The 24,322-nt window shown below is 68.6% G+C and carries 23 protein-coding genes; 6 read left to right on the forward strand and 17 right to left on the reverse strand.

The window, feature by feature from the left end:
- Positions 1-59 precede the first annotated feature (59 nt).
- Positions 60-1,121: an alkene reductase gene (locus tag F3J15_RS05165; protein ID WP_089448048.1), complete on the forward strand. Its 1,062-nt coding sequence runs from the start codon at positions 60-62 to the stop codon at positions 1,119-1,121.
- A gap of 97 nt (positions 1,122-1,218) precedes the next feature.
- On the opposite strand, the gene F3J15_RS05170 is transcribed toward F3J15_RS05165, so the two are convergent.
- Genes F3J15_RS05170 through F3J15_RS05180 form a run of 3 tightly spaced genes read right to left on the reverse strand, consistent with a single transcriptional unit; the run spans position 1,219 to position 4,945 of the window.
- Positions 1,219-2,511, reverse strand: a complete 1,293-nt coding sequence (locus F3J15_RS05170; protein WP_166888469.1) for an MFS transporter — start codon at positions 2,509-2,511, stop codon at positions 1,219-1,221.
- A gap of 13 nt (positions 2,512-2,524) precedes the next feature.
- Complete coding sequence (locus F3J15_RS05175) at positions 2,525-3,697, reverse strand: porin (RefSeq protein WP_166888472.1); 1,173 nt, start codon at positions 3,695-3,697, stop codon at positions 2,525-2,527.
- A 60-nt stretch (positions 3,698-3,757) separates the two neighbouring features.
- A complete protein-coding gene (locus F3J15_RS05180) occupies positions 3,758-4,945 on the reverse strand; it encodes a M20 aminoacylase family protein (protein ID WP_166888539.1) in 1,188 nt (395 codons plus the stop codon).
- A 118-nt stretch (positions 4,946-5,063) separates the two neighbouring features.
- Here F3J15_RS05180 and F3J15_RS05185 point away from each other — a divergent pair, with 118 nt between their 5' ends.
- Positions 5,064-5,981 carry a LysR family transcriptional regulator gene (locus F3J15_RS05185; RefSeq protein WP_166888475.1) on the forward strand — a complete coding sequence of 306 codons (918 nt, stop codon included), beginning with the start codon at positions 5,064-5,066 and terminating at the stop codon, positions 5,979-5,981.
- 45 nt (positions 5,982-6,026) lie between these two features.
- Here the strand turns inward: F3J15_RS05185 and F3J15_RS05190 are convergent, their stop codons facing one another.
- The gene (locus tag F3J15_RS05190; protein WP_166888478.1) at positions 6,027-6,554 is read right to left on the reverse strand and encodes a GNAT family N-acetyltransferase; all 528 of its coding nucleotides are present in this window, start codon (positions 6,552-6,554) and stop codon (positions 6,027-6,029) included.
- Between the two features lie 89 nt (positions 6,555-6,643).
- Here F3J15_RS05190 and F3J15_RS05195 point away from each other — a divergent pair, with 89 nt between their 5' ends.
- Positions 6,644-7,255 (forward strand): LysE family translocator, encoded by a 612-nt coding sequence (locus F3J15_RS05195; protein WP_166888481.1) that lies wholly within the window; start codon positions 6,644-6,646, stop codon positions 7,253-7,255.
- Between the two features lie 54 nt (positions 7,256-7,309).
- On the forward strand, positions 7,310-8,266 hold the full coding sequence (locus F3J15_RS05200) for an alpha/beta hydrolase (protein WP_166888484.1): 957 nt from the start codon (positions 7,310-7,312) through the stop codon (positions 8,264-8,266).
- Here the strand turns inward: F3J15_RS05200 and F3J15_RS05205 are convergent.
- Positions 8,263-9,183: a phosphatidylinositol-specific phospholipase C gene (locus F3J15_RS05205; RefSeq protein WP_166888487.1), complete on the reverse strand. Its 921-nt coding sequence runs from the start codon at positions 9,181-9,183 to the stop codon at positions 8,263-8,265. The genes F3J15_RS05200 and F3J15_RS05205 overlap by 4 nt on opposite strands.
- 6 nt (positions 9,184-9,189) lie before the next feature.
- Here F3J15_RS05205 and F3J15_RS05210 point away from each other — a divergent pair, with 6 nt between their 5' ends.
- A complete protein-coding gene (locus tag F3J15_RS05210) occupies positions 9,190-10,212 on the forward strand; it encodes a LacI family DNA-binding transcriptional regulator (protein ID WP_166888490.1) in 1,023 nt (340 codons plus the stop codon).
- A 32-nt stretch (positions 10,213-10,244) separates the two neighbouring features.
- Here F3J15_RS05210 and F3J15_RS05215 read toward each other — a convergent pair whose 3' ends face one another.
- From F3J15_RS05215 to F3J15_RS05270, 12 genes are all read right to left on the reverse strand, one after another.
- Positions 10,245-11,105 carry a carbohydrate ABC transporter permease gene (locus tag F3J15_RS05215; RefSeq protein ID WP_166888492.1) on the reverse strand — a complete coding sequence of 287 codons (861 nt, stop codon included), beginning with the start codon at positions 11,103-11,105 and terminating at the stop codon, positions 10,245-10,247.
- The gene (locus tag F3J15_RS05220; RefSeq protein ID WP_166888495.1) at positions 11,102-11,971 is read right to left on the reverse strand and encodes a sugar ABC transporter permease; all 870 of its coding nucleotides are present in this window, start codon (positions 11,969-11,971) and stop codon (positions 11,102-11,104) included. The genes F3J15_RS05215 and F3J15_RS05220 overlap by 4 nt, the downstream gene beginning before the upstream one ends.
- Before the next feature lie 34 nt (positions 11,972-12,005).
- Positions 12,006-13,244 (reverse strand): ABC transporter substrate-binding protein, encoded by a 1,239-nt coding sequence (locus F3J15_RS05225; RefSeq protein ID WP_039343900.1) that lies wholly within the window; start codon positions 13,242-13,244, stop codon positions 12,006-12,008.
- Between the two features lie 215 nt (positions 13,245-13,459).
- Positions 13,460-14,668, reverse strand: coding sequence for a porin (locus F3J15_RS05230; protein WP_166888498.1), 1,209 nt, complete (start codon positions 14,666-14,668; stop codon positions 13,460-13,462).
- Between the two features lie 167 nt (positions 14,669-14,835).
- Positions 14,836-15,774: a helix-turn-helix domain-containing protein gene (locus F3J15_RS05235; protein ID WP_069252997.1), complete on the reverse strand. Its 939-nt coding sequence runs from the start codon at positions 15,772-15,774 to the stop codon at positions 14,836-14,838.
- 64 nt (positions 15,775-15,838) lie between these two features.
- Positions 15,839-16,426 (reverse strand): DUF3156 family protein, encoded by a 588-nt coding sequence (locus tag F3J15_RS05240; protein WP_166888501.1) that lies wholly within the window; start codon positions 16,424-16,426, stop codon positions 15,839-15,841.
- Positions 16,423-17,925 carry an APC family permease gene (locus F3J15_RS05245; RefSeq protein ID WP_089485409.1) on the reverse strand — a complete coding sequence of 501 codons (1,503 nt, stop codon included), beginning with the start codon at positions 17,923-17,925 and terminating at the stop codon, positions 16,423-16,425. The genes F3J15_RS05240 and F3J15_RS05245 overlap by 4 nt, the downstream gene beginning before the upstream one ends.
- Before the next feature lie 236 nt (positions 17,926-18,161).
- Complete coding sequence (locus F3J15_RS05250) at positions 18,162-19,502, reverse strand: aspartate aminotransferase family protein (RefSeq protein ID WP_166888504.1); 1,341 nt, start codon at positions 19,500-19,502, stop codon at positions 18,162-18,164.
- Positions 19,503-19,574: 72 nt separating this feature from the next.
- On the reverse strand, positions 19,575-21,077 hold the full coding sequence (locus F3J15_RS05255) for an aldehyde dehydrogenase family protein (protein WP_166888506.1): 1,503 nt from the start codon (positions 21,075-21,077) through the stop codon (positions 19,575-19,577).
- A gap of 189 nt (positions 21,078-21,266) precedes the next feature.
- Positions 21,267-21,938: a hypothetical protein gene (locus tag F3J15_RS05260; RefSeq protein ID WP_166888509.1), complete on the reverse strand. Its 672-nt coding sequence runs from the start codon at positions 21,936-21,938 to the stop codon at positions 21,267-21,269.
- A gap of 50 nt (positions 21,939-21,988) precedes the next feature.
- Positions 21,989-22,729, reverse strand: coding sequence for a LuxR C-terminal-related transcriptional regulator (locus tag F3J15_RS05265; protein ID WP_089485404.1), 741 nt, complete (start codon positions 22,727-22,729; stop codon positions 21,989-21,991).
- Between the two features lie 161 nt (positions 22,730-22,890).
- On the reverse strand, positions 22,891-23,772 hold the full coding sequence (locus F3J15_RS05270; protein ID WP_166888512.1) for a neutral zinc metallopeptidase: 882 nt from the start codon (positions 23,770-23,772) through the stop codon (positions 22,891-22,893).
- 397 nt (positions 23,773-24,169) lie between these two features.
- On the opposite strand from F3J15_RS05270, the gene F3J15_RS05275 reads away from it, so the two are divergent.
- Positions 24,170-24,322: SDR family NAD(P)-dependent oxidoreductase (locus F3J15_RS05275; protein ID WP_166888515.1), on the forward strand; the 153-nt coding region annotated here is incomplete at its 3' end.

Consider the following 24,322-nt stretch of genomic DNA (forward strand, 5'->3'; position numbering starts at 1 on the left):
CGGAGCGCCGTCGCCCATGACGCGACGGTTTCCCGCCTTTCGTGAAGAGGTTATTTGCCATGCCCACCCTGTTCGATCCCGTCACCCTCGGCGACCTGACCCTGCCGAACCGCATCGTGATGGCGCCGCTTACCCGCTCCCGTGCGGGTGCGACGCGCGTGCCGAACGCGCTGATGGCCCGCTACTACGCCGAGCGTGCAACGGCCGGCCTGATCATTACCGAGGCAACGTCGGTCACGCCGCAGGGCGTCGGCTACGCGGATACCCCCGGCATCTGGTCCGATGAACAGGTCGAGGGCTGGAAACAGGTGACGCAGGCCGTGCATGCGGCCGGTGGGCGCATCGTGCTGCAACTGTGGCACGTCGGCCGGATCTCCGACCCGGTGTTCCTGAACGGCGACCTGCCGGTCGCGCCGAGCGCGATCGCCGCGGGCGGCCACGTGAGCCTCGTGCGTCCGCAGCGCCCGTACGTGACGCCGCGCGCACTCGAGCTCGACGAAATCCCGGGCATCGTCGCCGCGTACCGCAAGGGTGCGGAGAACGCGAAAGCGGCCGGCTTCGACGGTGTCGAGATCCACGGCGCGAACGGCTACCTGCTCGACCAGTTCCTGCAGGACAGCACCAACCACCGCACCGACGCGTACGGCGGCCCGATCGAGAACCGCGCACGCCTGCTGCTCGAAGTGGTCGATGCGGCAATCGACGTGTGGGGCGCCGGCCGCGTCGGCGTGCACCTCGCCCCGCGCGGCGACGCGCACACGATGGGCGATTCCGATCCGGCGGCAACGTTCGGCTATGTCGCGCGCGAACTCGGCCGTCGCAAGATCGCGTTCATCTTCACGCGTGAGTCGTATTCGGGCGACCACTTGAGCCCGCGCCTGAAGGAAGCGTTCGGCGGCCCGCTGATCGCGAACGAGCAGTTCACGCTCGACACCGCACAGGCCGCGCTCGCAAGCGGCAGCGCCGACGCGATCGCATGGGGCAAGCTGTTCATCGCGAACCCCGACCTGCCGCGCCGCCTCGAACTCGGCGCACCGCTCAACAAGCCGGTGCCGGAAACGTTCTACGCGGAAGGCGAAACGGGTTATACCGATTACCCGGCGCTGAGCGACGCAGCCTGATCGCGCAGCGAGCCATGCGCGACGAATGGACCGGCCTCGCCCGTCCGTTCGTCGCGCACACCACCGGGCGGGCGTGCAACGCGCTCGCCCTTCCCGCTCACCGCCTGCCGTCCACCGCGGGCGCGTCCACGAACAACGCGAGACCGACCAGGCTCGCCGCGCTGCATCCCAGCACATACCACGCAGGCGCGTAAAAACTGCCGGTCGCGCGCCACATCGCACCGACGATCAGTTGTGCGAACCCGCCGAAAATCGTCACGCCGAGCGCATAGATCATCCCGAGCGACATCGCCCGCACTTCGGGCCGGAATGCATCGAGAATCATCACGAAACCGGCGGGACTCGACAGCGTCATCAAGCCGATCAACACGATCACGACCGCGACCGCGGTGACCACCGACGGCCACACGCTCATCGCGTAAAACGCCGGCAGCACGAGCACGGCCGACGCGACGCACGTCACACTCACCAGCCGCTTGCGATGACGCACGCGATCCGCGAGCCGCCCCGCGAACGGCGAACCGACCAGCAGCACGGCGCCCGCCGCGCAGCCCGACAGCAGCGACACCGACGCCGGCATGCCGACGGTCAGCGTCAGGAACGACGGCAGGAAAAACACGATCGTATAGGTGGTCGACGTGCCGCCGATCACGAGCAGCGTGCCGGCCACGACCTGCCGCCACGGAATGCGCGCACGCTCGCGCGGTGCGCCGGCCGCCGCGTGCGGCAGCGTATCGTCGAGGTGACGCCGCAGATAGAAGCCGACCGGGCCGATCAGCAGACCGAGCACGAACGGTACGCGCCACCCCCATGCGTTCAGCGCGTCGGGCGGCAGTGCGCGCGACAGCGTCAGCGCGACGAACGCACCGGCCAGCGTCGCGCCGCCCTGGCTCGCCATCTGCCAGCTCACCCGCTCGCCGCGCCGGCCGGTGTCGCCCGACTCCATCAGCAGGGTCGTCGCGGCGCCGACTTCGCCACCCGCCGAAAAGCCCTGCAGCAGACGCCCGACGACGATCAGCAGCGGCGCGGCGATGCCGATCTGCGCATAGGTTGGCGCGAAGCCGATGATCCCGGTGCCGAGCGCCATCAGTGCGACCGTCAGCACGAGTGCGGGCTTGCGCCCGGCACGGTCCGCATAGGCGCCGATCGCGACGCTGCCGAGCGGCCGCGCGACGAAGCCGACACCGAACGTCGCGAGCGACAGCATCAGCGCGCCCACGTCGCTCGACGCGGGAAAGAACAGCTTGCCGATCAGTGCGGCGAAGAAACTGTAGACGGTGAAGTCGAAGAACTCGAGCCCGTTGCCGAGCGCGGCCGCAACGACCGTGCGGCGCGTCACGCGCGGCTCGGCCTCGACCGGCGCAGCGGCCGTTCGATTCAGGGTATGCATCGGAAAATCCCGTTCAGAAGTTGTGATACATGCCGAGCGACAGCGTCACGGGAGTCGTCCCGGTGCGCGGTACGGTGCCGCCCGGTTCGGTCGGCAGCGGATTGCCGTTCAGCAACACGGTCGAGATGCCGTAGTTGCGGATGAATCCCGCGCGCGCATAGAGGCCCGTGCGTTTCGACAGCAGGTAGTCGTAGCCGAGCATCGCACCGAGCGCCGAGTCCTTGGCCGGCTGGCCGGCCGCGTCGCGTACGCCCGACGTATCGCGATAGACGACCGACGCGCGAATCGCATTGACACCGAACGGCACGATCGCGCCGACCGTGTAGACGCGCGCGATGCCGTCGCCGGCCAGCTTCGGCGCGTACTGGTTGAACGATGCGGACAGCACGATCCGCCCCGTGTCATAGACGGCGCCGAGCCCGTACAGGTCGTTGCGCACGGTGCTCGCCCCGTTGACGCCCCACACCTGGTTGTAGCTCGCGGCCAGATAGGTCGTGCCGTTGTACCACTGCAGCAGCGCGCCTTGCGCGGACGCGGCGGGTGCGCGCCCGGCCACGTTGCTCGGCGCAACCATCAGCATCAGCGACGTGGTGCCCGCGACGATCGGCGTACGGTACGTGATGGCGTTGTCGACGCGCGCCGGCAATTGCGTCGCCCCTGGTCCGAGGTCCGAGTTGTAGCCGACGCCGTGGCTCGTCTGCACGGCTGCCGCGCCCAGCCACGTATAGACCGAGTTCGTGCCCACCGTGCCGAACACGTCGATGAACAGCGGCAGCGCCGTGCCGATCTGCTTGCCAAGACGCAGCCGCCCGTAGCTGTCCGACGACAGGCCGACCCACGACTGCCGGTTGTAGGTCGACTGCTTGTCCTGCTGCGCGCCGTTGTTCGCGAGAAAACCGCTTTCGAGGTTGAACTCGGCGCGCCAGCCGCCACCTAGGTTCTCGCGGCCGAAGAAGCCGAATTTGGAGGTCCACTCGCCGCCGCTCTGCGTCTGCCACAGCGAATGGCCGCCGACCGTCTGGTAGTTGATCCCCATGTCGACCGAGCCGTACAACGCGACACCCTCCGTCAGTCGACCGTTGTACTCGGGCACCGCCGCCAGCAACACGTCCTGATAGGGCACGGCGCGCGCGTTGCCGGCGCCCAGCGCGAGACAGGCCACGCCAAATGCAAATCGCTTCTTCATTCGTTATCCTTATCGTCAATTCAATCCAGGTCCGGCCGGCGCGTCTCCTGTGCGCCGTCGTCAGTCCGCCTTCAGGAAGCGTTCGGCGATACCGGCGAAATAGGCTGCCCCCCAGCTCAGCGCGGTGTCGTTGAAGTCGTAACCCGGGTTGTGCACCGAACACCCGCCCCGGGAATCGACGCCGTTACCGATCAGCACGTAGCAGCCCGGTACGCATTCGGTCATCCACGAGAAATCCTCGCTGCCCATCACGCCGTCGGGCAACAGCATGAGCGCGCCCTCGCCGGCCAGCGCCGCGATCGTCTCGACCGCGAGATCCGTCGCCGCACGGTCGTTGTCCACGACACGCGAGATCGATTGGTATTCGATCTGCGCGGTCATCCCGAACGCCTGCGCCTGCGCGTCGACGATCCGGTGGATCCGCGCCTCGATTTCGTCGCGCGTGGCCGCATCGAGCGCACGCACAGACAACTGCAGCGTCGCGGTTTCTGGAATCACGTTCGGGGCGGTGCCCGCATGGAAGGTGCCGACGGTCACGACGGCCGGTTTCAGCGGATCGACGTTGCGGGAGACGATCGATTGCAGCGCGGCCACGATTTGCGCGCCCGCGACGATCGGGTCGCTCGCGAGCTGCGGCATCGCGCCGTGCCCGCCTTTGCCCGTCACGGTGATCGTCACCGAATCGGACGACGCCATCATCGGTCCGTAGCGCAACGCGAAATGGCCGACCGGCACGCCCGGCGCGTTGTGCAACGCATACACGCGTTCACACGGAAAACGTTCGAACAGGCCGTCGTCGATCATCCGCTTTGCGCCACCGAGCCCTTCCTCGGCGGGCTGGAAAATCACGTTGAGCGTGCCGTCGAACCGGCCCTGTTCAGCGAGATAGTGAGCGGCGGCCAGCAGGATCGCCGTATGGCCGTCGTGTCCGCACGCGTGCATCGTGCGCGCCACCGTGCTCGCATACGGCAGCCCCGTCGCCTCCTCGATTGGCAGCGCGTCCATGTCGGCGCGCAGGCCGAGCGTGCGCGCCGACGCGCCGCGCCGCAATTGGCCGACGACCCCCGTGCCGCCCACGCCCGTCGTCACGTCGTAACCCCATGCGGCCAGCTGTTCGGCGACGAGCTGCGCGGTTCGGGTCTCGGCGAAACCGAGTTCGGGATGGGCGTGGATGTCGCGGCGGATCGCGACGAATCGGGACTCCGACTCGCGAATCGCCGCGAGTACGTGAGCAAGGTTCTGCGTCATGAATGGCTCCGTGGAATCGGCCGCGTCGCGACCGTCTCGGCCAAGCATAGAGACGCGTTTCGGGTCAAAAAACTCACGAATTTTGATGCGGATAACTTTTGGTAATATCTTCCGCATCATGAAAATCCATCAATTGCGCGCGCTCGTCGCGGTCGCGACGGCCGGCAGCATCAAGGCCGCGGCCAGGACCCTGCACGTCACGCAGCCGGCCATCAGCAAGGCGATCCAGGAACTGGAGAACGAGTTCGGCGTACCGCTTCTCGAGCGCAAGCCGTGGGGCGTCGCGCCGACGCCGGAAGGCGACGCGCTGCTGGGGCGCGCCCAGGCCGTCGTGCGCGAGCTCGAACGGGCGAGCGAGGACATGGCGCACATGAAGGGGTTGCGAGACGGGCGGCTCGTGATCGGTTTCACGCCGATTGTCGCGGTGACCGGCTTTGCCGAGGCCTACGCCGCGTTCCGCCGCCACTGGCCGAACGTCGAGTGCGAACTGCGTGAACTGACGTTCAACCTGCTCTCGGAACAGCTGCGCAATCGCACACTCGATCTCGCGTTCGTCGCCGTCACGGGCCCCATTGCCGAGTCGGTCGACATCAAGGCGATCCGCACGTTCGACACCGCGTTCGTCACCCGCGAGAACGGGCGCTTCGCGGGCGCGACATCGCTCGAGGCGCTGCGCGACGCGGAATGGATCCACGCCGATGCAAGCGACAACTTCCCCGCGTATATCCGCGACCTGCATGCGCACGCGGGCCTGCCCCCGCCGCGCTGCATCACGCGCTGCACGTCGTATGCGCTGTTCTACAGCCTGATGATGACCAACGATGCGATTTTCTCGTGGACCCGGCTCTCGCTCGCGGAAACCGTGTTCGGCCAGAAGCTGACGCCGCTGCCGCTACCGATGTCGCCGCCACCACTGCAGTTGTACCGGCTCACGCCGCCGGGGCTGCAACTGACGCGGGCCGCGTCCGACTTTCTTGCGCACGTGGAAGCCGCGTTCGCGTCGCTGCCGCTGACCGGGAATCAGGCATTGCGCTGACACCGGATCGTGCCGCAGCCGGCACGACCACTCACCGGGCCTGCGTCAACCTGGAACGCGCAACCGCATGAACACGCGCTGCGTTTCGTCGAGCCCGAGCGCGACGTGGTGCGCACGGATCGCACGCAGCGTGTCGTCGAGCGCGGCGTCGTCGACGATGCTGAAACCCAGGCGCGCGTAGTACGGCGCATTCCACGGCGCGTCGCGGAACGTCGACAGCACGACCTCCGCGATCCCTTCCTGCGCCGCCCGCGCCGTCACCTGTTCGATCAGGCGCGCGCCGATCCGCTGTCCGGCATGCGACGGCGCGACATCCAGCTCTTCCAGATAAAGCCGCTGCGCATCGAGCAGCCGGTAGAACGCAAATCCGACGCACGTGCCCTCCGGATCGACCGCGACATACGCGCGACCGTCGTCGATGCGCACGAGCACGGCAGCCGCATCGGTCGGCTCGGCTTCGGCGATGTGGGTCATGCCGATTGCGCGAAACCGCTGCGCGGCAGCGACTTCCACGGCGGCCATCGCGGCCGCGTCTTCCCGCGTGGCGGGACGGATCAGGATCGATGCAGTCATCACGGCAATTCAGTCACGCAGTCTGGAACGGCCGTCACTATAATCGAAACCTCATACGTTTCGAACGCCCCCCACCCACGAGGTTCGTCATGACGTTGTCCGCGCTCGCCGTCTTCGCTGCCACCCTGCTCGTCACCGCCGGCACACCCGGGCCGAGCGTCGCCGCGCTGGTCGCGCGCGTGCTGACGAACGGCGTGCGGGACGTGCTGCCGTTCCTCGCGGCCATGTGGCTCGGCGAAGCGCTGTGGCTCACGCTCGCGGTCGCGGGGCTGTCCGCGTTCGCGCGCACGTTCGCGGCCGGGCTGATCGTGCTGAAGCTGCTCGGCGTCGCGTACCTGCTGTTCCTCGCGTGGAAGATGTGGACCGCGCCGACCGGGACGGGCGCCGACGACCTGCCGCGCGGCCAGTCGCCGTGGCGCATGTTCGTCGCGGGCATGCTCGTCACGCTCGGCAACCCGAAGATCATGGTGTTCTATCTCGCGCTGCTGCCGACCATCGTCGATCTCACGCACGTCGGTGTGACCGCGTGGGCCGAACTCGTCGGCACGATGCTCGCGGTCCTGATTCTTGCCGACTGCTTCTGGTCGCTGCTTGCGTCACGCGCACGGGCTTTCCTGACGTCGGCGCGCGCGAAGCGGTTCGCCAACCGCACGAGCGCGACCGCGATGGCCGGTGCGGCGGTGGCGATCGCGACGCGCTGAGCGGCACCCCGTCGCACGCCACGCCGCGCCCCCTCCACTGCCCCGGGAATCGACATGAAGACCTGGCTCTCGGTTGTCCTGCTCTGCCTGTCCGCCACGGTCGCGCAAGCAGCTGGCGTCAAGTTCGTCAGCATCCCGGCCGACGCAGCCGGCCCCGAGCTGCGCGCCGTCATCTGGACGCCGTGCGCATCCCCCGCGCAGCCGCTCACGATCGGCCCGTTCGTGGTGAAAGGGCAACGCAACTGCCCGACCGTCGGCGACAAGCTGCCGCTCGTCGTGATTTCGCACGGCCACGCCGGGACGTACTTCGGGCATCACGACCTCGCCGAAACGCTCGCGGATGCGGGCTACGTCGTCGCGGCGATCAACCATCCCGGCGACACGCATACCGACATGAGCCGCGCGGCCGACCTGCGGGAGCTGGTCGAGCGACCGGAGGACATCAAGCGCCTGGTCGACTACATGCTGGCCGACGGGCCCGACGCCACGCATATCGACGCTGCCCGGATCGGCTTCTTCGGCTTTTCGCGCGGCGGCTATACGGGCCTCGTGCTGGCCGGCGCCAATCCGGATTTCGTACACGCGCACGTGGCCTGCCCGGACCCGACCTGGCTGATCTGCAAGCAGATTCGCGACCACGACCTGCCGCGCCAGCCGCTGACGCACGACCCGCGGATCAAGGCCTACGTGATCGCCGACCCGATGAACGAATTCCCGAGCGCCGATACGCTGAAGGACGTGCACGCGCCGATCCAGCTCTGGGGATCCGAAGCAGGCGGCGACGGCGTGGAGCCGGAAACGGTCCCCGCGCTGGCCGACATGCTGCCGAAACGGCCGGAATTCCACGTCGTACCGAATTCCGCACATTTCGCGTTTCTCGCGCCGTGCCCCGAACAACTGGCGCAGGTCTCGCCCGAGGTCTGTACCGATGCGAAGGGATTCGATCGCGCGGCCTTCCACGAAACGCTCGATGCAAAGGCGCTCGCGTTCTTCAGCGCGAATCTCCGCTAACAGCGAAGCGTCTTGCGCCACACCCCCGGCGCCGGCGCATGGTCGTTGCACGCGATCAGCGCGCGCACCAGCGCCCAGTCGTCGTCATCGCAGAAGTCGAGCAGCATCGCGCCATACGGGCCGGGCTGCTCATGCAGTCGTTCAGTCAGCCGCGCATGAATGCCCCGCACCCTGCCGTCGCCGTGCGCGACCACCGACGGATTCGCGCCCATCCCGGTTCCGCTGCAGAAGTTGATCGCCCAGCGGCCGCTGTCCGGCGACGGCAGGTCCGTCAGCAGTGCGTCGATCGCACGCCACTTCCAGCCGATCGACGCGGCGACCGGTACGCGATATTCGTCCTGGATCACGAATGCGCCATCGGGGTGATCGATCGTGAACGTCGCATTGTCGGGCCACGCGGTCAAATCGATGCCGAGCGGCCGGCTGCTGCGAAAGCGGCGCAGCAGCACGATCGCGCCGCGCACGTCGCCGAGCGCGGGCAGCGGGCCGCCGGCATGCCAGCGCAGCCGCGGATGCCGCGCACGATGCGCGTCGAACGTCGCATCGAAACTGCGCGTGCACGCGTGCGCCGGCCATTCGTCCTTCACCGACATCACGATGCATTCGCGCGGATGCGCTTCGAGAAAACGCGCACAGGTTTGCAGTACGTCGTCGAATGTCATGCCGAGCGCGATGCCGCCGTGATGGATGTCGAATGCATCGCGCACGTGCCGGCAGCGGACGTCGAGCAGCCGCACGCCATGCGCGAGCTGGGCATCGAGCGGCGCACGCTGGGTGCGCACGAGCCGATCGTCGACGGTATACGCACAGGTGTCATGGCTGCCCGGTAGGGTCAGCGTATGCAGCAGCCGCGCATCGTCGAGCGCCGACATCCAGTCGGCGAGCGGCATGCACGTATCGTGGCTCGAAGGGATCATGAATCGATGAATGACAAGGAAAGAAAACCGTGGGTCACGGCGTCGGATGTCGCGGCGCGCGCAGGCGTGTCGCGCTCCGCGGTGTCGCGTGCATTCTCGCCGACGGCGAGCATTGCCCCGCAGACGCGTGAGCGCGTGATGGTCGCCGCGCGCGCGCTCGGCTATCAGGTCAACCTGATCGCACGCGACATGATCACGCAGCGCAGCAGCATGATCGGCGTCGTGACGGCCGGGTTCGAGAATCCGTTTCGCGCACGGCTGCTGTCGGACCTGATGGCCGCGCTCGGGCAGCGCGCGCTCACGCCGCTCGTGACCAATGCGGAAGATCCGCGCCAGGTCCGGCAATCGCTCGAGCAATTGCTCAGCTACCGGATCGCGGGCCTCGTGATGACGTCCGCGTCGCCGCCGCTGTCGGTGGCGCAGCAGTATCTCGAACACCGGATCCCGGTCGTGATGATCAATCGCGAGGCGAACCTGCCGGGCGCGGACATCGTTATTAGCGACAACGCGGCGGGCGCCGTCCACGCAGCGCAGCGGCTCGTGCGGGCCGGCGCGCGCCGGCTCGCGTTCGTCGGGCCGCGCGGCGCGAGCTACAGCGCGCAGTCGCGTGCTGCCGCGTTCGAACACGCGATCGGGCGCGGCGATGCGTTCGATGCAACGCTCGCGCACGTGCTCGACACGCCGTCCGACACGCATGCAAGCGGCGTCGAAGCCGCACGGCAACTGTTCGCGAACGGCAAGCGGCCCGACGGCGTGTTCTGCTCGTCCGACCTGCTCGCGCTCGGCGTGATCGACGTCGCGCGCAGCGAATTCGGGTTGCGCGTGCCGGACGACGTGCGCGTGATCGGCTTCGACGACATCCCGGCCGCCGAATACGACGCGTACCGGCTCACGACGCTGCGGCAGGACACGCGCGGCCTCGCGCAGGCGGCGGTCGACCTGCTCGCCGACCGGATGCAGACGTTCGACGGCCCGTCGCGCACGCGCATCGTGCCGGTCACGCAGGTGGTGCGGGCCAGCTGCGCATAACCAGGTGAGATTGGGCGCGGCGACGCCGCGCGTCACTTCAGCCCGCCCGCGAACCCGCGCAACAGGTAGCGCTGCACATAGCCGGCCACGGCCAGCGTGGGCAGCGACGCCATCAACCCCGCGCTCATCAGGTCGCCCCAGTCGATGCCGTTCTCCGTCACGTAGCCGGCAATCGCGAGCGGCAGCGTGAAGCGGCTCGGCGTCGACACGAACAGCAGCGCGATCAGGAATTCGTTCCACGCGGCGATGAACACGAAGATCGCGGTCGCGATCAGCCCCGGCGCGCACAGCGGCAGCACGATCTGCACGAGTCGTCGTGCGAGCCCCGCGCCGTCGATGCAGGCGGCTTCCTCGTATTCGATCGGGACGTCGCGCACGAACGCGAGCAGCATCCAGATCGCCATCGGCAACGCGTAGATCTGGTACGCGAGCATCAGGCCGAGCGTCGAATCGAGCAGGTGCAACCGCTTCGCGAGCGCGAACAGCGGCACCGCGATCGTGATCGGCGGCATCAGCTTCAACGCGAGCACGAGCACCAGGAACAGCAGGTCGAGCCGCGCCGGAAACCGCAGCCGCACGAGCGCGTACGCGGCCGGAAACGCGAGCGCCAGCGCGAGCAGCGTCGTGCCGAAACCGACCAGCAGCGAATTGAACAGCGGCGCACCGATGCCGTTGGACCAGACCGACGCGAAATGCTCGAAAGTCGGCGCGGCCGGCCAGATCCGCAACGGATGATCGAGGCGTTCGAGTGTCGGCATGAACGCCGCGCCGGCCATCCACAGGCACGGCAGCAGCAACAGCGCGAGCGCGGCGATGCGCAGTGCCCACGGCATCGCGCGACCGAATGCGACGCCCGTTCGTGCGCCCATGATGCGGGCGGGTTGCGCCGTCATGCGCGCCGCTTGCGAACCGTCTGCCATACGTACCCCGAGACCAGCAGCGCGGACGCCGCGAGCATCAGCACCGACGCGGCGCTCGCCGGCCCGACGTTGAAGAAGCGGAAGCCCGAGTCGTAGATATAGGTCGACAGCGTCTGCGTCGCGTTGCCGGGGCCGCCGCCCGTCAGCGCATAGACCTTGTCGAACAGCTTGAACGTGTCGATCGAGCGCAGCAGCAGCGCGAGGCCGATCTGCGGCGCCGCGAGCGGCAGCGTGATGTCGCGCAGGCACTGCCACTCGCTCGCGCCGTCGGTGCGCGCGGCTTCGTACAGCTCCTGCGGGATCGACTGCAGCCCGGCGAGCACGATCAGGAACGCCATCGGCGTCCACTGCCACACGTCGACGAGCGCGAGCGACCACAGCGCGAGATGCGGATCGGACAGCCAGCGCACGCCTTCGATGCCGAACGCCGCGAGCAGCGCGTTCAGGAAGCCGTCGAAGTTCAGCCAGTTGCGCCAGATCGCCGAGCACACGAGCGTGGACAGCATCATCGGCAGGATCGCGAGCGGCAGCGCGATGCGCCGCCCCGGAAACGCGCGCACGAACAACAGCGCAAGGCCGAAGCCCAGCGCGACTTCGGCGAGCGACGCGACGATCGTGAAGCGCAGCGTGTTGCCGAAGCCGGCCGTGAACGCATCGTCGCCGAGCACCGCGCGATAGTTCGCGAGCCCGGCGAATGCGCGGCGGCCGGCCGAGTAGTCGACCTGGCAGAACGAATCGATCAGCACCTGCGCGACCGGATACAGCGCGAGCGCGGCGAGCACCAGCAGCGCGGGCCCGAGCAGCGCGACGAACGGCAGGCTGCGGCCGAAGGCTTTCATGCGCGACCTCCGGCCGGTTGATGAATGTGCGCCGTCACTTGCCTGCCGCGGCCGTCGCCTGCGCGATCTTCTGCTGCGCCTGGCGCAGCGCGGCGTCAGGCGCGGCCTGCCCGGTCAGCGCGAGCTGAAGCTGGTCGCCGAGAATGCTCTCGACCTGCTGCCAGTCGTTCACGCGCGGCCGCGCACGGCCGGCTTCGAGCGCCTTCAGCTGATCCGGATACCAGCGGTACTGGCGCACCAGCGCCGGATCGTTGAACACGCTGCGGCGGGTCGGCGGAATGCCGATGCCGGCGAGGCGCGTCTGCGTGTCGCGCGCGGTCAGGTACGCGAGGAAATCCTGCGCGAGCTTCGCGTGCGGCGCGTCCTTCGGGATGCCCATCTGCCAGATGCCGAGCATCGGCGCCGGGCCGGCGGTCTGCCCGGGCGGCGGCTGCAGCGCGATCTGGCCGACCACGCGCGACTGCTTCGGATCGTCGAGCGCCGGCACCCACGCCGGCCACACCTCGATCGACTGCGCGGCCGTGCCGCGCTGCAGCGCATCGCGCACTTCCGCCGCGCCGTACACGTCGACGTCCTTCGGCGCGGACGCCTTCAGCGCGAGGAAGGTCTTCAGCGCGGCCTGCGCTTCGCGCGAATCGATCGTCACGTTGCCGGCACGGTCGAACACGTCGCCGCCGTAGGCCCACAGAATCGGCAGGAAGCCGGTCACGACCGGGTTGCCCTTCGTGCCGCGGAACACGACGCCCGACACGCTCTTGTCCGCGCCGCCGACGGTCTGCGCGATCTTCAGCACGTCGTCCCAGTTGCGCGGCGGCTGCAGCTTGTACTTCGCGAGCAGATCCTTTCGGTACGCGAACATCTCGACGTTGCCGACGATCGGCAGCGCGTACAGTGCACCGGCCGCGTTGCGGCCGAGCGCGACGGCGGACGGCACGAGATCGGCGTCCGCGAGCGACGCGGGCAGCGGCTTCAGCCAGCCGTTGCCGATGAATTCGGGCGCCCACGTGTCGTCCATCATCACGAGGTCGTATGCACCGGTGCCTTCGCGCATCGACAGCTTGAGCTTCTGGTACAGGTTCGCGTTCGGCAGCTTGAGCAGCTCGATCTCCGTGCCCGGATGCAGCTTGTTGAAGCCGGCGACGGCGTCGGCCAGCCCCTTGCCGTAGATATCGTCGCGGCCTGCGATGACGAGATCCGCGGCAACGGCGTGCGTGGCGGCGAAGGACAGCGCAAGGGCGGCGGACAGCGCGCGCAGGCGGCTCAGCAAGGTCATGAGGTCTCTCTCGTTCGGCGTGGTGGCGGGACGGCCGGGCGTTGCACACGTGTGCAACGCGGGAGATGCTTCCGGCCGCCTGTAGCGAACGCCATTGTTCACGCCGATCGTTAAGAATTTATGGCACGCGGCGGGAGAGGCGGACGCCACACCCGGCCGCCTCGCCCGTCGGGCCTCCCCGGCCAGACCTCCCCGGCCGGACCTTCCCGGCCAGATCAGAAGTTCACGCGGATCCCGGCCATCACCGCCAGTTGCCGGCTCGAGTTGCTGTTCGCGAGCACCGGGATCTGCGCGTAGTTCACCGCGTTGCCGTCCGCGTCGGTGCCGAGCCCCTTCCCGCTCGCGATCTGGCCGATCGCGACCGCATACAGCGCCGTGCGCTTCGACAGGCTGTAGTTCGTGCCGACGTTCACCTGGTGGAACCGCGTCGTGCCGCGCCCGTCGGTATGCGCGGCGTTGAAGATGTAGGCGACACCGCCCTGCAGCGCGGGCGTGAACATGTACGTGGCGTTCACCTCGCCGATATCGAACGTGAACGCCTGCGTGCGCGGCTGCGCGGTGGTCGAGAAATAGCGGCTGTCGCCGAGGCGCGTATGCGTATAGGTGAGCGCGATCGTCGCGTCGCCGAACGTGACCGACCCGCCCGCGCCGAACGCGCGCATCGAGCCGGCGTCCTGCAGCAGGCAGTACATCGCGCCCGGGTTGCTGCACGCGAAATCGCCGATATAGCCGCTCGCGCCGCCGAGCGCCGCGTCGAGCGGCTGGTGCAGGTCAAGGTAGCCGACCGAGAATGCGACCGGCGCGCGCGTGTAGGTCGCGGCCACCGCATAGCCGCGCTTCGCGGAGAAATCGCCGGCCTGCCCGCCGAAGCTGAACGTGCCGCCGAACGTGAGGCCGTTGAAATCGGCGCTGGTGAACTTCACCGCGTTGTTGAAGTTGAACGCGGCGTTCAGGTTGTCGACGTCGCCGAGATGCGAGCCGTACGGCGTCGCCCAGTTGTTGCTCGACACGTACGCGCCGAGCATGTCGGTGTACGAGTCGTACTGGCGGCCGAGGCCGAGCGTGCCGATCCCGTCCTGGCGCAGCCCGACCCACGCCTGCCGGCTGAAGGCCGTGCCGCCCTGCAGCGCCTGCCCGTTCGCGGACAGGAACTGCTGTTCGAGCGTGAACACCGCATTGAGCCCGCCGCCGAGCGGCTCGGCGCCCTGGAAGCCGAAGCGCGACGGCACGAGGTTGCCGCCGCCCATCTGCCACGCATGGCCGCCGCCCGTGCTGCCGTCGGCGCGCGTGAACTGCTGGTTCGTCGAATAGATGATGCCGGTATCCACGGTGCCGTACAGCGTCACGCTGCCCGAGGTCTGCGCCTGTGCGTGCATGCAACCCAGCGTAGCCGCGGCCGCGGCCAGTCGTCGTCCGATCTTCATGTCCCGCCCCTCTGTTGTCATCGATTCGCAGTGCAGATCGATGGGGTTATCGATATGGGTGACAGGACTCTATCCAGCGAAAATTCAGGACCTCTATCGCAAATCGGCAAACAGTCGCACGCATTGCCCGCGACGATGCCCGGCGGCGCCGTCGCGGTGCGCGTGCGTCATTCGGGGCGCGACGTCTGGGACGGCAGCTCGCCGAACAGGTCGCGATACTCGCGCGCGAAATAGCCGAGGTGGGTGAACCCCCAGCTGGCGGCGGCCTCGCCGACGCCGAGCTGCTGCACGGACGTCGTGCGCAGCATGCGGCGCACCGCATTCAGCCGGATCGTGCGCAGATAGCCGACCGGCGTGACGTCGGCCACGCGTTGAAAACTCGTTTGCAGCGTGCGGCGGCTGCAGCGCAGCGCGCGGCACAGTTCGAGCACGGTGACGGGTTCTTCGGGCCGGTCGCGCAGATGCTTCTCGCAACGGCTCACGATGTCGCTGTAGGTGGCGTGCGTGATGTCGCGGCGCTCGACGCCGATGCCCTGCTCGAGCGCATCGAGGAACATGCCGAGCATCGCGTCGCGGAACATCTTGCGGGTGGCCGCGTATTCGAGGTGGCCCGGGTTGCGCTGCGCATCGTCGATCAGCGACGACAGCCGCACGCCGAGCGCGACGCCCTGCTCGTCGGACAATCGCGTCACGTGGCGCAGCTTGCGCGCGCCGGATGCGCCGAATTCGGCTTCACACAACTCGTCGACCATGTCGGACGCCGCGCTGATCCCGACGAGCCCCATCCCTTCCGGCGTGTGGAATTCGAAATCCTCGCCGGCGCGCAGCGCGAGCAGCGCATAGCCGTCGACGGGCTGGCCCTGGAACGTGCCCGCGAGCGGCACGGACAGCGGCACCGCGAGCGACGTGCGCCCGGCCGGCGCGAGCCCGGTTTGCGCGACCCGCCGGTTGGTCGTTTCGCGGAAGAAGTGGAAATCGTCGTACAGCACCTGCGTGACGGTGCCCTTGAAGCGGCCCGGCGTCATCTGGCGGTAGACCTGATGCCAGCCCGCGATCGCGAGCCCGTGATCGTGCACGTCTTCGTGTGAGCGTGACTGGAACAGCATCGGCATCTCCGGTAAAACCCCCTAAACGCGGCCGCCGGGTTCCCCCGGCGCGCAACGCCACAGCTTACCCGTGCAAAATCCTGCGTAGTGCGGTTTCGAACGCAAGACAGACCGCCGACAGCGCGGCGGCCTGCTCGCCCGTCAGGCGGACGTAGCGGCGGAACGACGGCATCCGGTTCACGACCTCGCTGCCGCCGTACGGCACGATCGCGAGCGTCCAGCGGCCGTCGCGCGCGTCGATCGTGCAGTCGGTCAGGTGCAGCGGCCGCAGCGCATCGGACAACGACGGCTCGGCAACCAGCGCGGCCACCGCATCGACGAATCCGGGGTCGCATCCCGGCACGGCCGCCGCATCGATGCCCGTGCAGCGCAGCCAGCCGGTCTGGCGCACACGCGCGCTGCCCTGCACGGCCGGGCCGGTTGCGGTTACCGCCACCTTCACGCTGACCGTATGCATCAGGAACTGGCGGTCGACACGCTCGTCGATGCTCACGCGCACGCCGTTCGGCAGCCGGGCCGTCAGGCTGCCGGCGCCATCGGCATCGCGCTCGGCGCGCAGGTCGGCCAGCACGCGCGCGGCGATCGCGCCGGGCCGATGGCCGGGCGGCGGCGCATCGGGCGCCGCGCGCCAGCGGGCGAGCGCGACCTTCACGATGCGACGTGCTCGTTGCGCAGCACGTCCTCGACCGGCACCGGCTTGAACGGATGCCGGCGCTGCACGACGAGCGTCCAGAACAGCGCGTACAGCGCGGTGAGCCCGAGCATCGCGCCGAACGGCACGTAGATGTCGCGCGCGTTCATGCCCGGCGGCGTGATGTACCAGATCGCCAGGATGATGCCGACGCTCGATACGATCTGCGGCAGCGGGAACAGCGGCGAACGGTACGGGCGCGGCAAGTCCGGGCGGCGAATCCGCAGCATCACGACCGACGCGGTGACGAGCAGGTACGCGGTGCCCCACGCGCAGGTCGCGGCGAGCACGAGGTGCAGGATGCTGTCGAGATTGCCGTTGATCAGCCACGCATGGAAGATCGGCACGATTGCCGCGGCGACGATACCCACCACCGGCGTCTTGAAGCGCGGATGCAGGTACGCGAAGCAGCGCGGCAGCGCGCCGTCGATCGCCATCCCGTACAGGATGCGCGGCAGCCCGGCCATCAGCGTGTTGATCGTCGCGGCGCCTGCGCACAGGAACGCGATGCCGAACCAGATGCGGCCGAACGGCCCGAGCACCTGCAGCGCGAACGCGGGAATCGCGCCCGGCGTGTCGAGCAGGTGCGTGAGGCCGTCGGGGCTCACCGGCACGTTCGCGACCTGGCGGCGGATCGCCGCGCCGTACAGGAACATGCAGATCGCGACGCCGACGAGGCCCAGCGCCATCGCACGCGGAATCGTCTTGCCCGGCGACTTCATTTCCGGCGCGAGCGGCGTGACGAACTCGCAGCCGACGAACATGAACATCGCCATCCCGACCAGCGACAGCACGGCCGGCACCGACGTGCCGACTTCCGAGCCGCCGAACCAGCCGTCGAGATGCACCGCAGGCGCGGCCGCGAGCCCGAGGATCCCGAAGATCATCAGCGACAGCCACATGCCGGCCGTCAGCACGATCTCGAGCTTGCTGAACACCTTGATGCCGATGATGTTGGTGATCGCGAACGTGACGACGAGGCCGACACCGACGAGCCACGAACTGTTGTGCTTCTCGAACGCGGCATTCAGCGATTCGAAATTGACGAGCGCCATGATGCCGCTCAGGATCGTCTCGGCCGTGCCGGCGAACACGTGCACGAGGAAATAAGCGGAGATCGTGCCGGTGATCGCCCAGAAGCGGCCGAGCCCGCACGACAGGTAATCGTAAACCGAGCCGGCCGTCGGCAGCATCGCGGCGGCTTCGGAGAAAGTGGTCGCCTGCGCCTGCATCATCACGAACGCGATGATCATCGCGACCGCGAACGCCCAGCCGCCCATCCCGAAGCCCGACGTCGCGGTGAGAATCACCGGGCTTGCCATGATGAGGCCGACGGCGCTCGCCAGCGCGGTCGGAAAGCCGACCGCACCCGCCTTCAGCGCCGTGCCGCCACCCGCTTCAGCCGGCGTGCCGGCGGGCGTGTCGCCCGCTGCGCCGGTAACTCCAGACCATCCCGACATCCCTGTCTCCTTCCTGTGTCGACCCCGGCCGCCGCTTCGTCGGCGGCCGGGGTTCCATGGCTATGCGGTCGGCCCGGGCGGCGCTTCAGCGCTTCGATACCCGGGCCCCTTGTCGATCACACCTTGATCCGATGTCGAAAAAATACGCAGGCAAAATAATCCGGTCATAGCGCAAATTGGCAAACCGGCGGCGGCCACACTGCCCGCCGCCGGTTTGCCGTCACGGGGTCACGCCATCACGCGAACGGCACGGCCTCGAAGCCCGCCGCGAGCGCGTCGACGATCCGGTCGAGCTGCTCGCGCTGGATCACGAGCGGCGGCGACAGGATGATCTTCGTACCGACCGGACGCACCAGCACGCCGTTCTCGCGCGCGACTTCCGCGACCGCGTTCGCATAGCCTGAGAGCGGGTCGATCGGCTCGCGCGTGTCCTTGTTCGCGACCAGGTCGAGCGCGAGCATCAGCCCCTTGCCGCGCACCTCGCCGACCGCCGCGAAGCGTTCCGCGAACGGCTTCAACGCTTCGAGCAGATACGCGCCCTGCTTCGCCGCGTTCGCCGGCAGGTCTTCCTTCACGACGATGTCGAGGCTCGCGATCGCGGCCGCGCAGGCGACCGGGTGGCCCGCATACGTGTAGCCGTGCATGATCGCGCCGCCGAAATCGGCATTCGCGGCGAACGCGTCCTCGATCCGCGCGTTCACGACCGTCGCGCCGAGCGGCACGTAGCCCGACGAGATGCCCTTCGCGAGACACATGATGTCCGGGCGCACACCCCAGCCGCGGCTGCCGAACAGGCTGCCGCTACGGCCGAAGCCCGTCACGACCTCGTCGGCGATCAGCAGGACGCCGTAGCGGTCGCACACCTCGCGCACCAGCGGCCAGTAGTTGGCCGGCGGCACGATCACGCCGCCCGCGCCCTGGATCGGCTCCGCGATGAACGCGGCCACCGTGTCGGGGCTCTGGAACTGGATCTCGCGCTCGAGCATTTCCGCGCAGATCCGGCCGAGCTCTTCGGGATCCTGCGTGAACGGGTTGCGATACAGCCACGGCGTCTCGACGTGGAAGCAGCCGGGCAGGTTCGGCTCGTAGTTGCGGCGGAACACCGTGTTGCCGTTCACCGACGCACCGCCGAAGTGCGTGCCGTGATAGCCCTGCTTCAGCGAGATGAACTTCGTGCGGTCGGCCTGGCCGCGCACCTTCCAGTACTGGCGCGCGATCTTCAGCGCGGTCTCGATCGAATCGGAACCGCCCGAGCTGTACAGCACGCGGCGCATCCCTTCCGGTTCGAGCATGTCGATCACCTTCTTCGACAGTTCTTCCGCGCGCGGATGCGAAATGCCGTCGAACAGCTGGAAGTATTCGAGCTCGTCGAGCTGGCGCACGATCGCGTCCTTCACTTCCTGGCGGTTGTGGCCGACGTTCACGTTCCACAGGCCCGCGACGCCGTCGACGAGCTTGCGGCCCTCCTCGTCGAACACATGGCAGCCGTCGCCGCGCACGATGCGGATCGGCTTGCGCTGTTTCATCTCGTTCGGGTGCAGCATCGGGTGCCAGAATTTCGCTTCGTTGTAGCTCATTGCAGTCTCCACTGTCGGATCGGTTGAACCTCGATCGCCGAGGTTCACGGTTTTCGTCGTTGGCGCAGCGCGTCAGTGCGCAATGCAGACGGATTTGGTTTCGGTGAAGCCTTCGATCGCGTACTGGCCGAATTCGCGGCCGATGCCCGATTGCTTGTAGCCGCCGAACGGCATCGACGGGTCGAGCGGGATATGGCAGTTCACCCACACGGTGCCGGCCTCGATCTGCGGCACGAGGTTCATCACGCGCTTCAGGTCGTTGCTCCAGAGGCTCGCGGCGAGGCCGTACGGCGACGCGTTCGCGAGGCGCACCGCGTCGGCCGCGTCGTCGAACGGCACGACGACGATCACCGGGCCGAACACTTCGTCGCGCACGATCGCGCTGTCCGGATGCGGATCGGCGATCACGGCCGGCTTCACGTAGTAGCCGGGCAGGTCGTCGGCCGGCGTGCCGCCCGCGAGGAACGTCAGGCCCGCGCGGCGCGCGCCTTCGATGTGCTGGACGACCTTGTCGCGGTGGTGCGCGGAGACCAGCGGGTTGATCTGCGCGGTCGTGTCGAGGCCCGCGCCGAGCTTCATCGACTGCGCGACGCCCGCGAGGCCGTCCGCGAGCTGCGCGAACTTGCTGCGATGCACATAGATGCGCGACGCGGCCGCGCACACCTGCCCCTGGTTGAAGAACGCACCGGCCGCGACACCGTCGAGCGCCTGCGCGACGTCGATGTCGTCGAGCATCACGATCGGGTTCTTGCCGCCGAGCTCGAGCGAGAAGCGCGTCATGTTCTGCACGGCTGCCGCGCCGACCAGCTTGCCGGTCGCGGTCGAGCCCGTGAACGAGATCTTCGCGATCGACGGGTGGCCCGCGAGCGCGGCGCCGCACACGCGGCCGCCGGTGACGACGTTGAACACGCCGGGCGGCACGCCGGCGTCGCGTGCGAGCTCGGCCAGGCGCAGCGCGGTGAGCGGCGTTTCCGGCGACGGCTTCAGCACGATCGTGCAGCCGGCCGCGAGCGCGGGAATCAGCTTCCACACCGCGATCATCAACGGGAAATTCCACGGCACGATCGCGGCGACCACGCCGACCGGCTCCTTGCGCGTATAGGCCGTATAGCGCGCGCCGGGCGGGAACGGGATCGACACGTCGAGCGTCTGGCCGGTGATCTTGGTCGCCCAGCCGGCCATGTAGCGTACGTATTCGACGCTCGCGCCGACTTCGACCGCGCGCGACACGTGGATCGACTTGCCCTGGTTCAGCGTTTCGAGCTGCGCGAGCGTTTCGGCATCGGCTTCGATCAGGTCGGCGAGTTTCAGCAGGATGCGTTCGCGGTCGGCCGGGCGCAGGCCGCTCCACACGTGGGTGTCGAATGCGCGCTTCGCGCTGGCGACCGCGCGGTCGACGTCGTGTGCGTCGGCGTCGGCGACGGTCGCAAGCCGCTCGCCCGTCGCGGGGTCGTACACGTCGAGCCGCTCGGCCGCGTGGGCAGGCTGCATTTCACCGTCGATGAAGAGGCCGAAGTCGCGCGCAACGAAGGTGCGCACGGTGTCGCTGACGGCGACGAAATTCGTGGTGCTCATGGGCGTCTCGAGGATTGTCGTGGCTGGACCGCGGGCGCACGGGCACGCGGGCGTCGTTCCACTGTATCGACGAGGGTTCGCGCCCGGTGAGCGCAAATTGGCAGCGCGTGGGCGCTGAGGGGGAGGCGCGTTCGAACCCCGCGGGATGGCGGGCGGTCGACGCGGAAAGCCGGCCGGGGGCAGCGTCGGTCAGCCGCTGACGTACATGCAGCCGGCGCCCCCGACCAGTTCGTTTTCCTTCGCACTCCCCGATGTGAACAGGCAGAAGCTGGCGCCGAGGTCGCTTTCGAATTCCATCAGGAAGTCCGGTCGGCCGTCACGATCGAGGTCGCCCGCCCAGATCAGCGATGCGCTGAACGGCGGCGAGCCGCCACCAAAATCATGCAGGACCGACCGCTTGCCATCACCTTCGGCAATCACCGCACCGGACGCCGTGTGACGCAGTGCGTACCGGCGGCCGTGGAAATCGAAGCGCAGCGGGTCGGCACCGGGCTCGATCGCCCTTCCGTTTTTCGGGAACGCCAGGTTCACCGCGTCGACCTTGCCCTGCCTGAGCAACTTGCAGCGGAACAGCGCCACGGCTTTGCTCGGGTCGGATTTGATGTCGACGATGTCGCCGCTCGGCTGCGACGGTTCGAACCGGACGCGTGCCGGTGCGAGCGTCCAGCGGTGCCCTTCCGGAATCAGCCCGAGCCATCCGCCACCGGGATAGTCTCCGGCCTCGCCGACGTCGTCCGGGGCAATTTGGGTCGGTCGCAGCACGAGGCAAGGATCAGGCTCACTCTCTTGCGCAAAGGCCGTCACGGCCGTGGAAACACCCAGCAAGACAAGCAGCACGGCCAGCAGCGCTTTGGTTTTCATGAATCGGCAATCGCGAAGGTTCGAAGTCCGGATCGCAATTATCCGATGAATTACAGGAACAGCGCCCCGACCAGTTCCGTGCGGTTCGACACCCCGAGCTTGCGATACATCCGCATCAGGTGCGTCTTGACGGTCGGCTGGCCGAGCGCGAGATCGCGCGCGATCTCCTTGTTCGAGCGGCCGTCGCGCACGAGGCGCGCGATCTGCTCCTCGCGATAGGTCAGCCGCTCCTCGCAGCCGATCCGGTGGATCCCGCGCCGCGCGCGCAGCAGCGGGCTCAGCGCGGCTTCGGCCACGGGCTGCAGCCGCGCGAGCGCATCGATCTCGCCGGGCGCGAACCGCCCGGCCGTGCTGTTGCCGGCCACGCCGCCGCGCGTGTCGCCCGACCCGAAGCGCAGCAGCGAGAACGCGCCGACCGTCCGGCCCGCGTCGCGCAGCCAGATCTCGACGACGTCGGCCACGTCGTGCCGCCGCAGGAAACGGGTCCAGTATGCGGACGCGTCGCGCCTTTCGTCAGGCAATTGGGACGCAAGCGTGACGACCGCGCGCTCGCCGGCCGCGCAGCGCGACGGATGCAGCGGATCGAGCATCCGGTAGCGCGCGACATAGGTGCGATGCATCGATTCCGGCATCCCGAACAGCTCGAAATCGGCCGGTTCGCCGCTCTGGTCGAGCCGGTAGAACACGATCGCGGACGGGCTCGCGAACGCGTCGAACGCGTCCACGCACGCGCGCAGCGCGCGTGGCCAGTCGGCGGCGGCCGGGTCGGCGGGAACGGATGAGGTCGGCATGGTGGAATCGGCTGGCAGGCGAACGTCACGAAGATCGAAGTTCGGGCCAGCCTACCGGCGCCGAAAAGCGCCGGTGAGCCCAAATCGGCAAATCGTCCCGGCCCGGGCGGCCTCGCGGGTCCGGCCGGGACGAAGCGCTCGCGCGACGGTGCGCGCCGCTTTCAGCGTGCGTTCGCGGCGAACGTGTCGCAGGCGCTCAGTTCGCCCGACTCCATCCCGCGCCGCAGCCAGTACACGCGCTGGTCGCTGGTGCCGTGCGTGAAGCTTTCCGGCACGACGTAGCCCTGCCCTTGCTGCTGCAGCCGGTCGTCGCCGATCGCGGCCGCCGCCTTCAGCCCCTGCTCGAAATCGCCGGGTTCCATCAGCCGCTGGTTCGCGCGCTGCGCGTTGTTCGCCCACACGCCGGCAAAGCAGTCGGCCTGCAGTTCCATCCGCACCGACAGCGCATTCGAGTGCGCCTGGCTCGCCCGCCGGCGCGCGGCGTCGACCTTGTCGGAGATGCCGAGCAGGTTCTGCACGTGGTGGCCGACTTCGTGCGCGATCACGTAAGCCTGCGCAAAATCGCCGCCCGCGCCGAAACGCTGGCGCAGTTCGTCGTAGAAACCGAGATCGATGTACACCTTGCGGTCGCCCGGGCAGTAGAACGGCCCCATCGCGGTCTGGCCCGTGCCGCATGCGGTCGGCGTCGAGTTCTTGAACATCACGAGCGTCGGCGGCTGGTACTGCGCGTGCAGTTGGGTGTTGAACACGCCCGTCCACGTGCGCTCGATATTGCCGAGCACCTTGCGCGTGAACACAACGCTCGGTTCGTTCGCCGCCGCGCCCTGCCGCTGCGCGGGCGCGGGCTGCGCCTGCTGCTGGCGGCCCTGCAGCGCCGAGGCGCCTTCGAGTATCACGCGCGGGTCGATCCCGAAGAAATACGACGCGGCGAACGCGACCACGATCGTGCCGATGCCGATCGTCGCACCGCGCCCGCCGCCGAACCCGCCGGCGCCGCGGCGATCCTCGACGTTCGTGCTTTCCCTTTCGTCGTCCAGCCTCATAGCCGGCCCTCCCTGTTCTTGTCGATGGTCCGGCACGCGAGCGCGCACCGGGCGATAAATTGTCGTGGCACGCGCCTCGGCCGATGCAGCGCGCACGTGGGGTGCGCGCTCATGCCGGGATCGCCGGCCTGCCGTTCCGCTCGCACGACGGAATCGGCCGGCCGATGCGCCGCGCGTCGATGCGCGGCCCGCCCGCGCTATTCTGCCGGGCTTTCGTGACTTATCGCAAAAATGTGGAGGATAGAGCGATTCGGCGCCGGACATCGTCAGCCTTTGCAAAATGGCCCGCGACCGCGCCGGCCGCCCGGATGCCGCCCGCGTTCATCCTTTCGGCTGATACCGGCGCTCGCCGGCGCCGCCTAAAGTGACCGGAAACGACACCTTTCCGGAGCACGACATGACCCACCCGCCACCCCGCACGATCGCGATCACCGGCGCGGGCACCGGTATCGGCGCCGCATGCGCACGCCGCTTCGCCCGCCGCGGCGACCGCGTCGTGCTGATCGGGCGGCGCCAGGCGCCGCTCGACGCGCTGGCCGCCGAAACGGGC

The organism is Burkholderia sp. Ap-955 (genome assembly GCF_011753045.1).
Classification (GTDB): Bacteria; Pseudomonadota; Gammaproteobacteria; order Burkholderiales; family Burkholderiaceae; genus Burkholderia; species Burkholderia lata_D.

Bases quoted from the DNA above. Each gene is read 5' to 3' on its own strand.
- F3J15_RS05205 (WP_166888487.1), bottom strand. From the start codon at position 9,183: ATGATCCCTTCGAGCCACGATACGTGCATGCCGCTCGCCGACTGGATG.
- F3J15_RS05250 (WP_166888504.1), bottom strand. From the start codon at position 19,502: ATGAGCTACAACGAAGCGAAATTCTGGCACCCGATGCTGCACCCGAAC.
- F3J15_RS05210 (WP_166888490.1), top strand. From the start codon at position 9,190: ATGAATGACAAGGAAAGAAAACCGTGGGTCACGGCGTCGGATGTCGCG.
- F3J15_RS05260 (WP_166888509.1), bottom strand. From the start codon at position 21,938: ATGAAAACCAAAGCGCTGCTGGCCGTGCTGCTTGTCTTGCTGGGTGTT.
- F3J15_RS05165 (WP_089448048.1), top strand. From the start codon at position 60: ATGCCCACCCTGTTCGATCCCGTCACCCTCGGCGACCTGACCCTGCCG.
- F3J15_RS05245 (WP_089485409.1), bottom strand. From the start codon at position 17,925: ATGTCGGGATGGTCTGGAGTTACCGGCGCAGCGGGCGACACGCCCGCC.
- F3J15_RS05175 (WP_166888472.1), bottom strand. From the start codon at position 3,697: ATGAAGAAGCGATTTGCATTTGGCGTGGCCTGTCTCGCGCTGGGCGCC.
- F3J15_RS05230 (WP_166888498.1), bottom strand. From the start codon at position 14,668: ATGAAGATCGGACGACGACTGGCCGCGGCCGCGGCTACGCTGGGTTGC.
- F3J15_RS05270 (WP_166888512.1), bottom strand. From the start codon at position 23,772: ATGAGGCTGGACGACGAAAGGGAAAGCACGAACGTCGAGGATCGCCGC.
- F3J15_RS05235 (WP_069252997.1), bottom strand. From the start codon at position 15,774: ATGCTGTTCCAGTCACGCTCACACGAAGACGTGCACGATCACGGGCTC.
- F3J15_RS05190 (WP_166888478.1), bottom strand. From the start codon at position 6,554: ATGACTGCATCGATCCTGATCCGTCCCGCCACGCGGGAAGACGCGGCC.
- F3J15_RS05265 (WP_089485404.1), bottom strand. From the start codon at position 22,729: ATGCCGACCTCATCCGTTCCCGCCGACCCGGCCGCCGCCGACTGGCCA.
- F3J15_RS05215 (WP_166888492.1), bottom strand. From the start codon at position 11,105: ATGACGGCGCAACCCGCCCGCATCATGGGCGCACGAACGGGCGTCGCA.
- F3J15_RS05225 (WP_039343900.1), bottom strand. From the start codon at position 13,244: ATGACCTTGCTGAGCCGCCTGCGCGCGCTGTCCGCCGCCCTTGCGCTG.
- F3J15_RS05220 (WP_166888495.1), bottom strand. From the start codon at position 11,971: ATGAAAGCCTTCGGCCGCAGCCTGCCGTTCGTCGCGCTGCTCGGGCCC.
- F3J15_RS05180 (WP_166888539.1), bottom strand. From the start codon at position 4,945: ATGACGCAGAACCTTGCTCACGTACTCGCGGCGATTCGCGAGTCGGAG.
- F3J15_RS05195 (WP_166888481.1), top strand. From the start codon at position 6,644: ATGACGTTGTCCGCGCTCGCCGTCTTCGCTGCCACCCTGCTCGTCACC.
- F3J15_RS05170 (WP_166888469.1), bottom strand. From the start codon at position 2,511: ATGCATACCCTGAATCGAACGGCCGCTGCGCCGGTCGAGGCCGAGCCG.
- F3J15_RS05255 (WP_166888506.1), bottom strand. From the start codon at position 21,077: ATGAGCACCACGAATTTCGTCGCCGTCAGCGACACCGTGCGCACCTTC.
- F3J15_RS05200 (WP_166888484.1), top strand. From the start codon at position 7,310: ATGAAGACCTGGCTCTCGGTTGTCCTGCTCTGCCTGTCCGCCACGGTC.
- F3J15_RS05185 (WP_166888475.1), top strand. From the start codon at position 5,064: ATGAAAATCCATCAATTGCGCGCGCTCGTCGCGGTCGCGACGGCCGGC.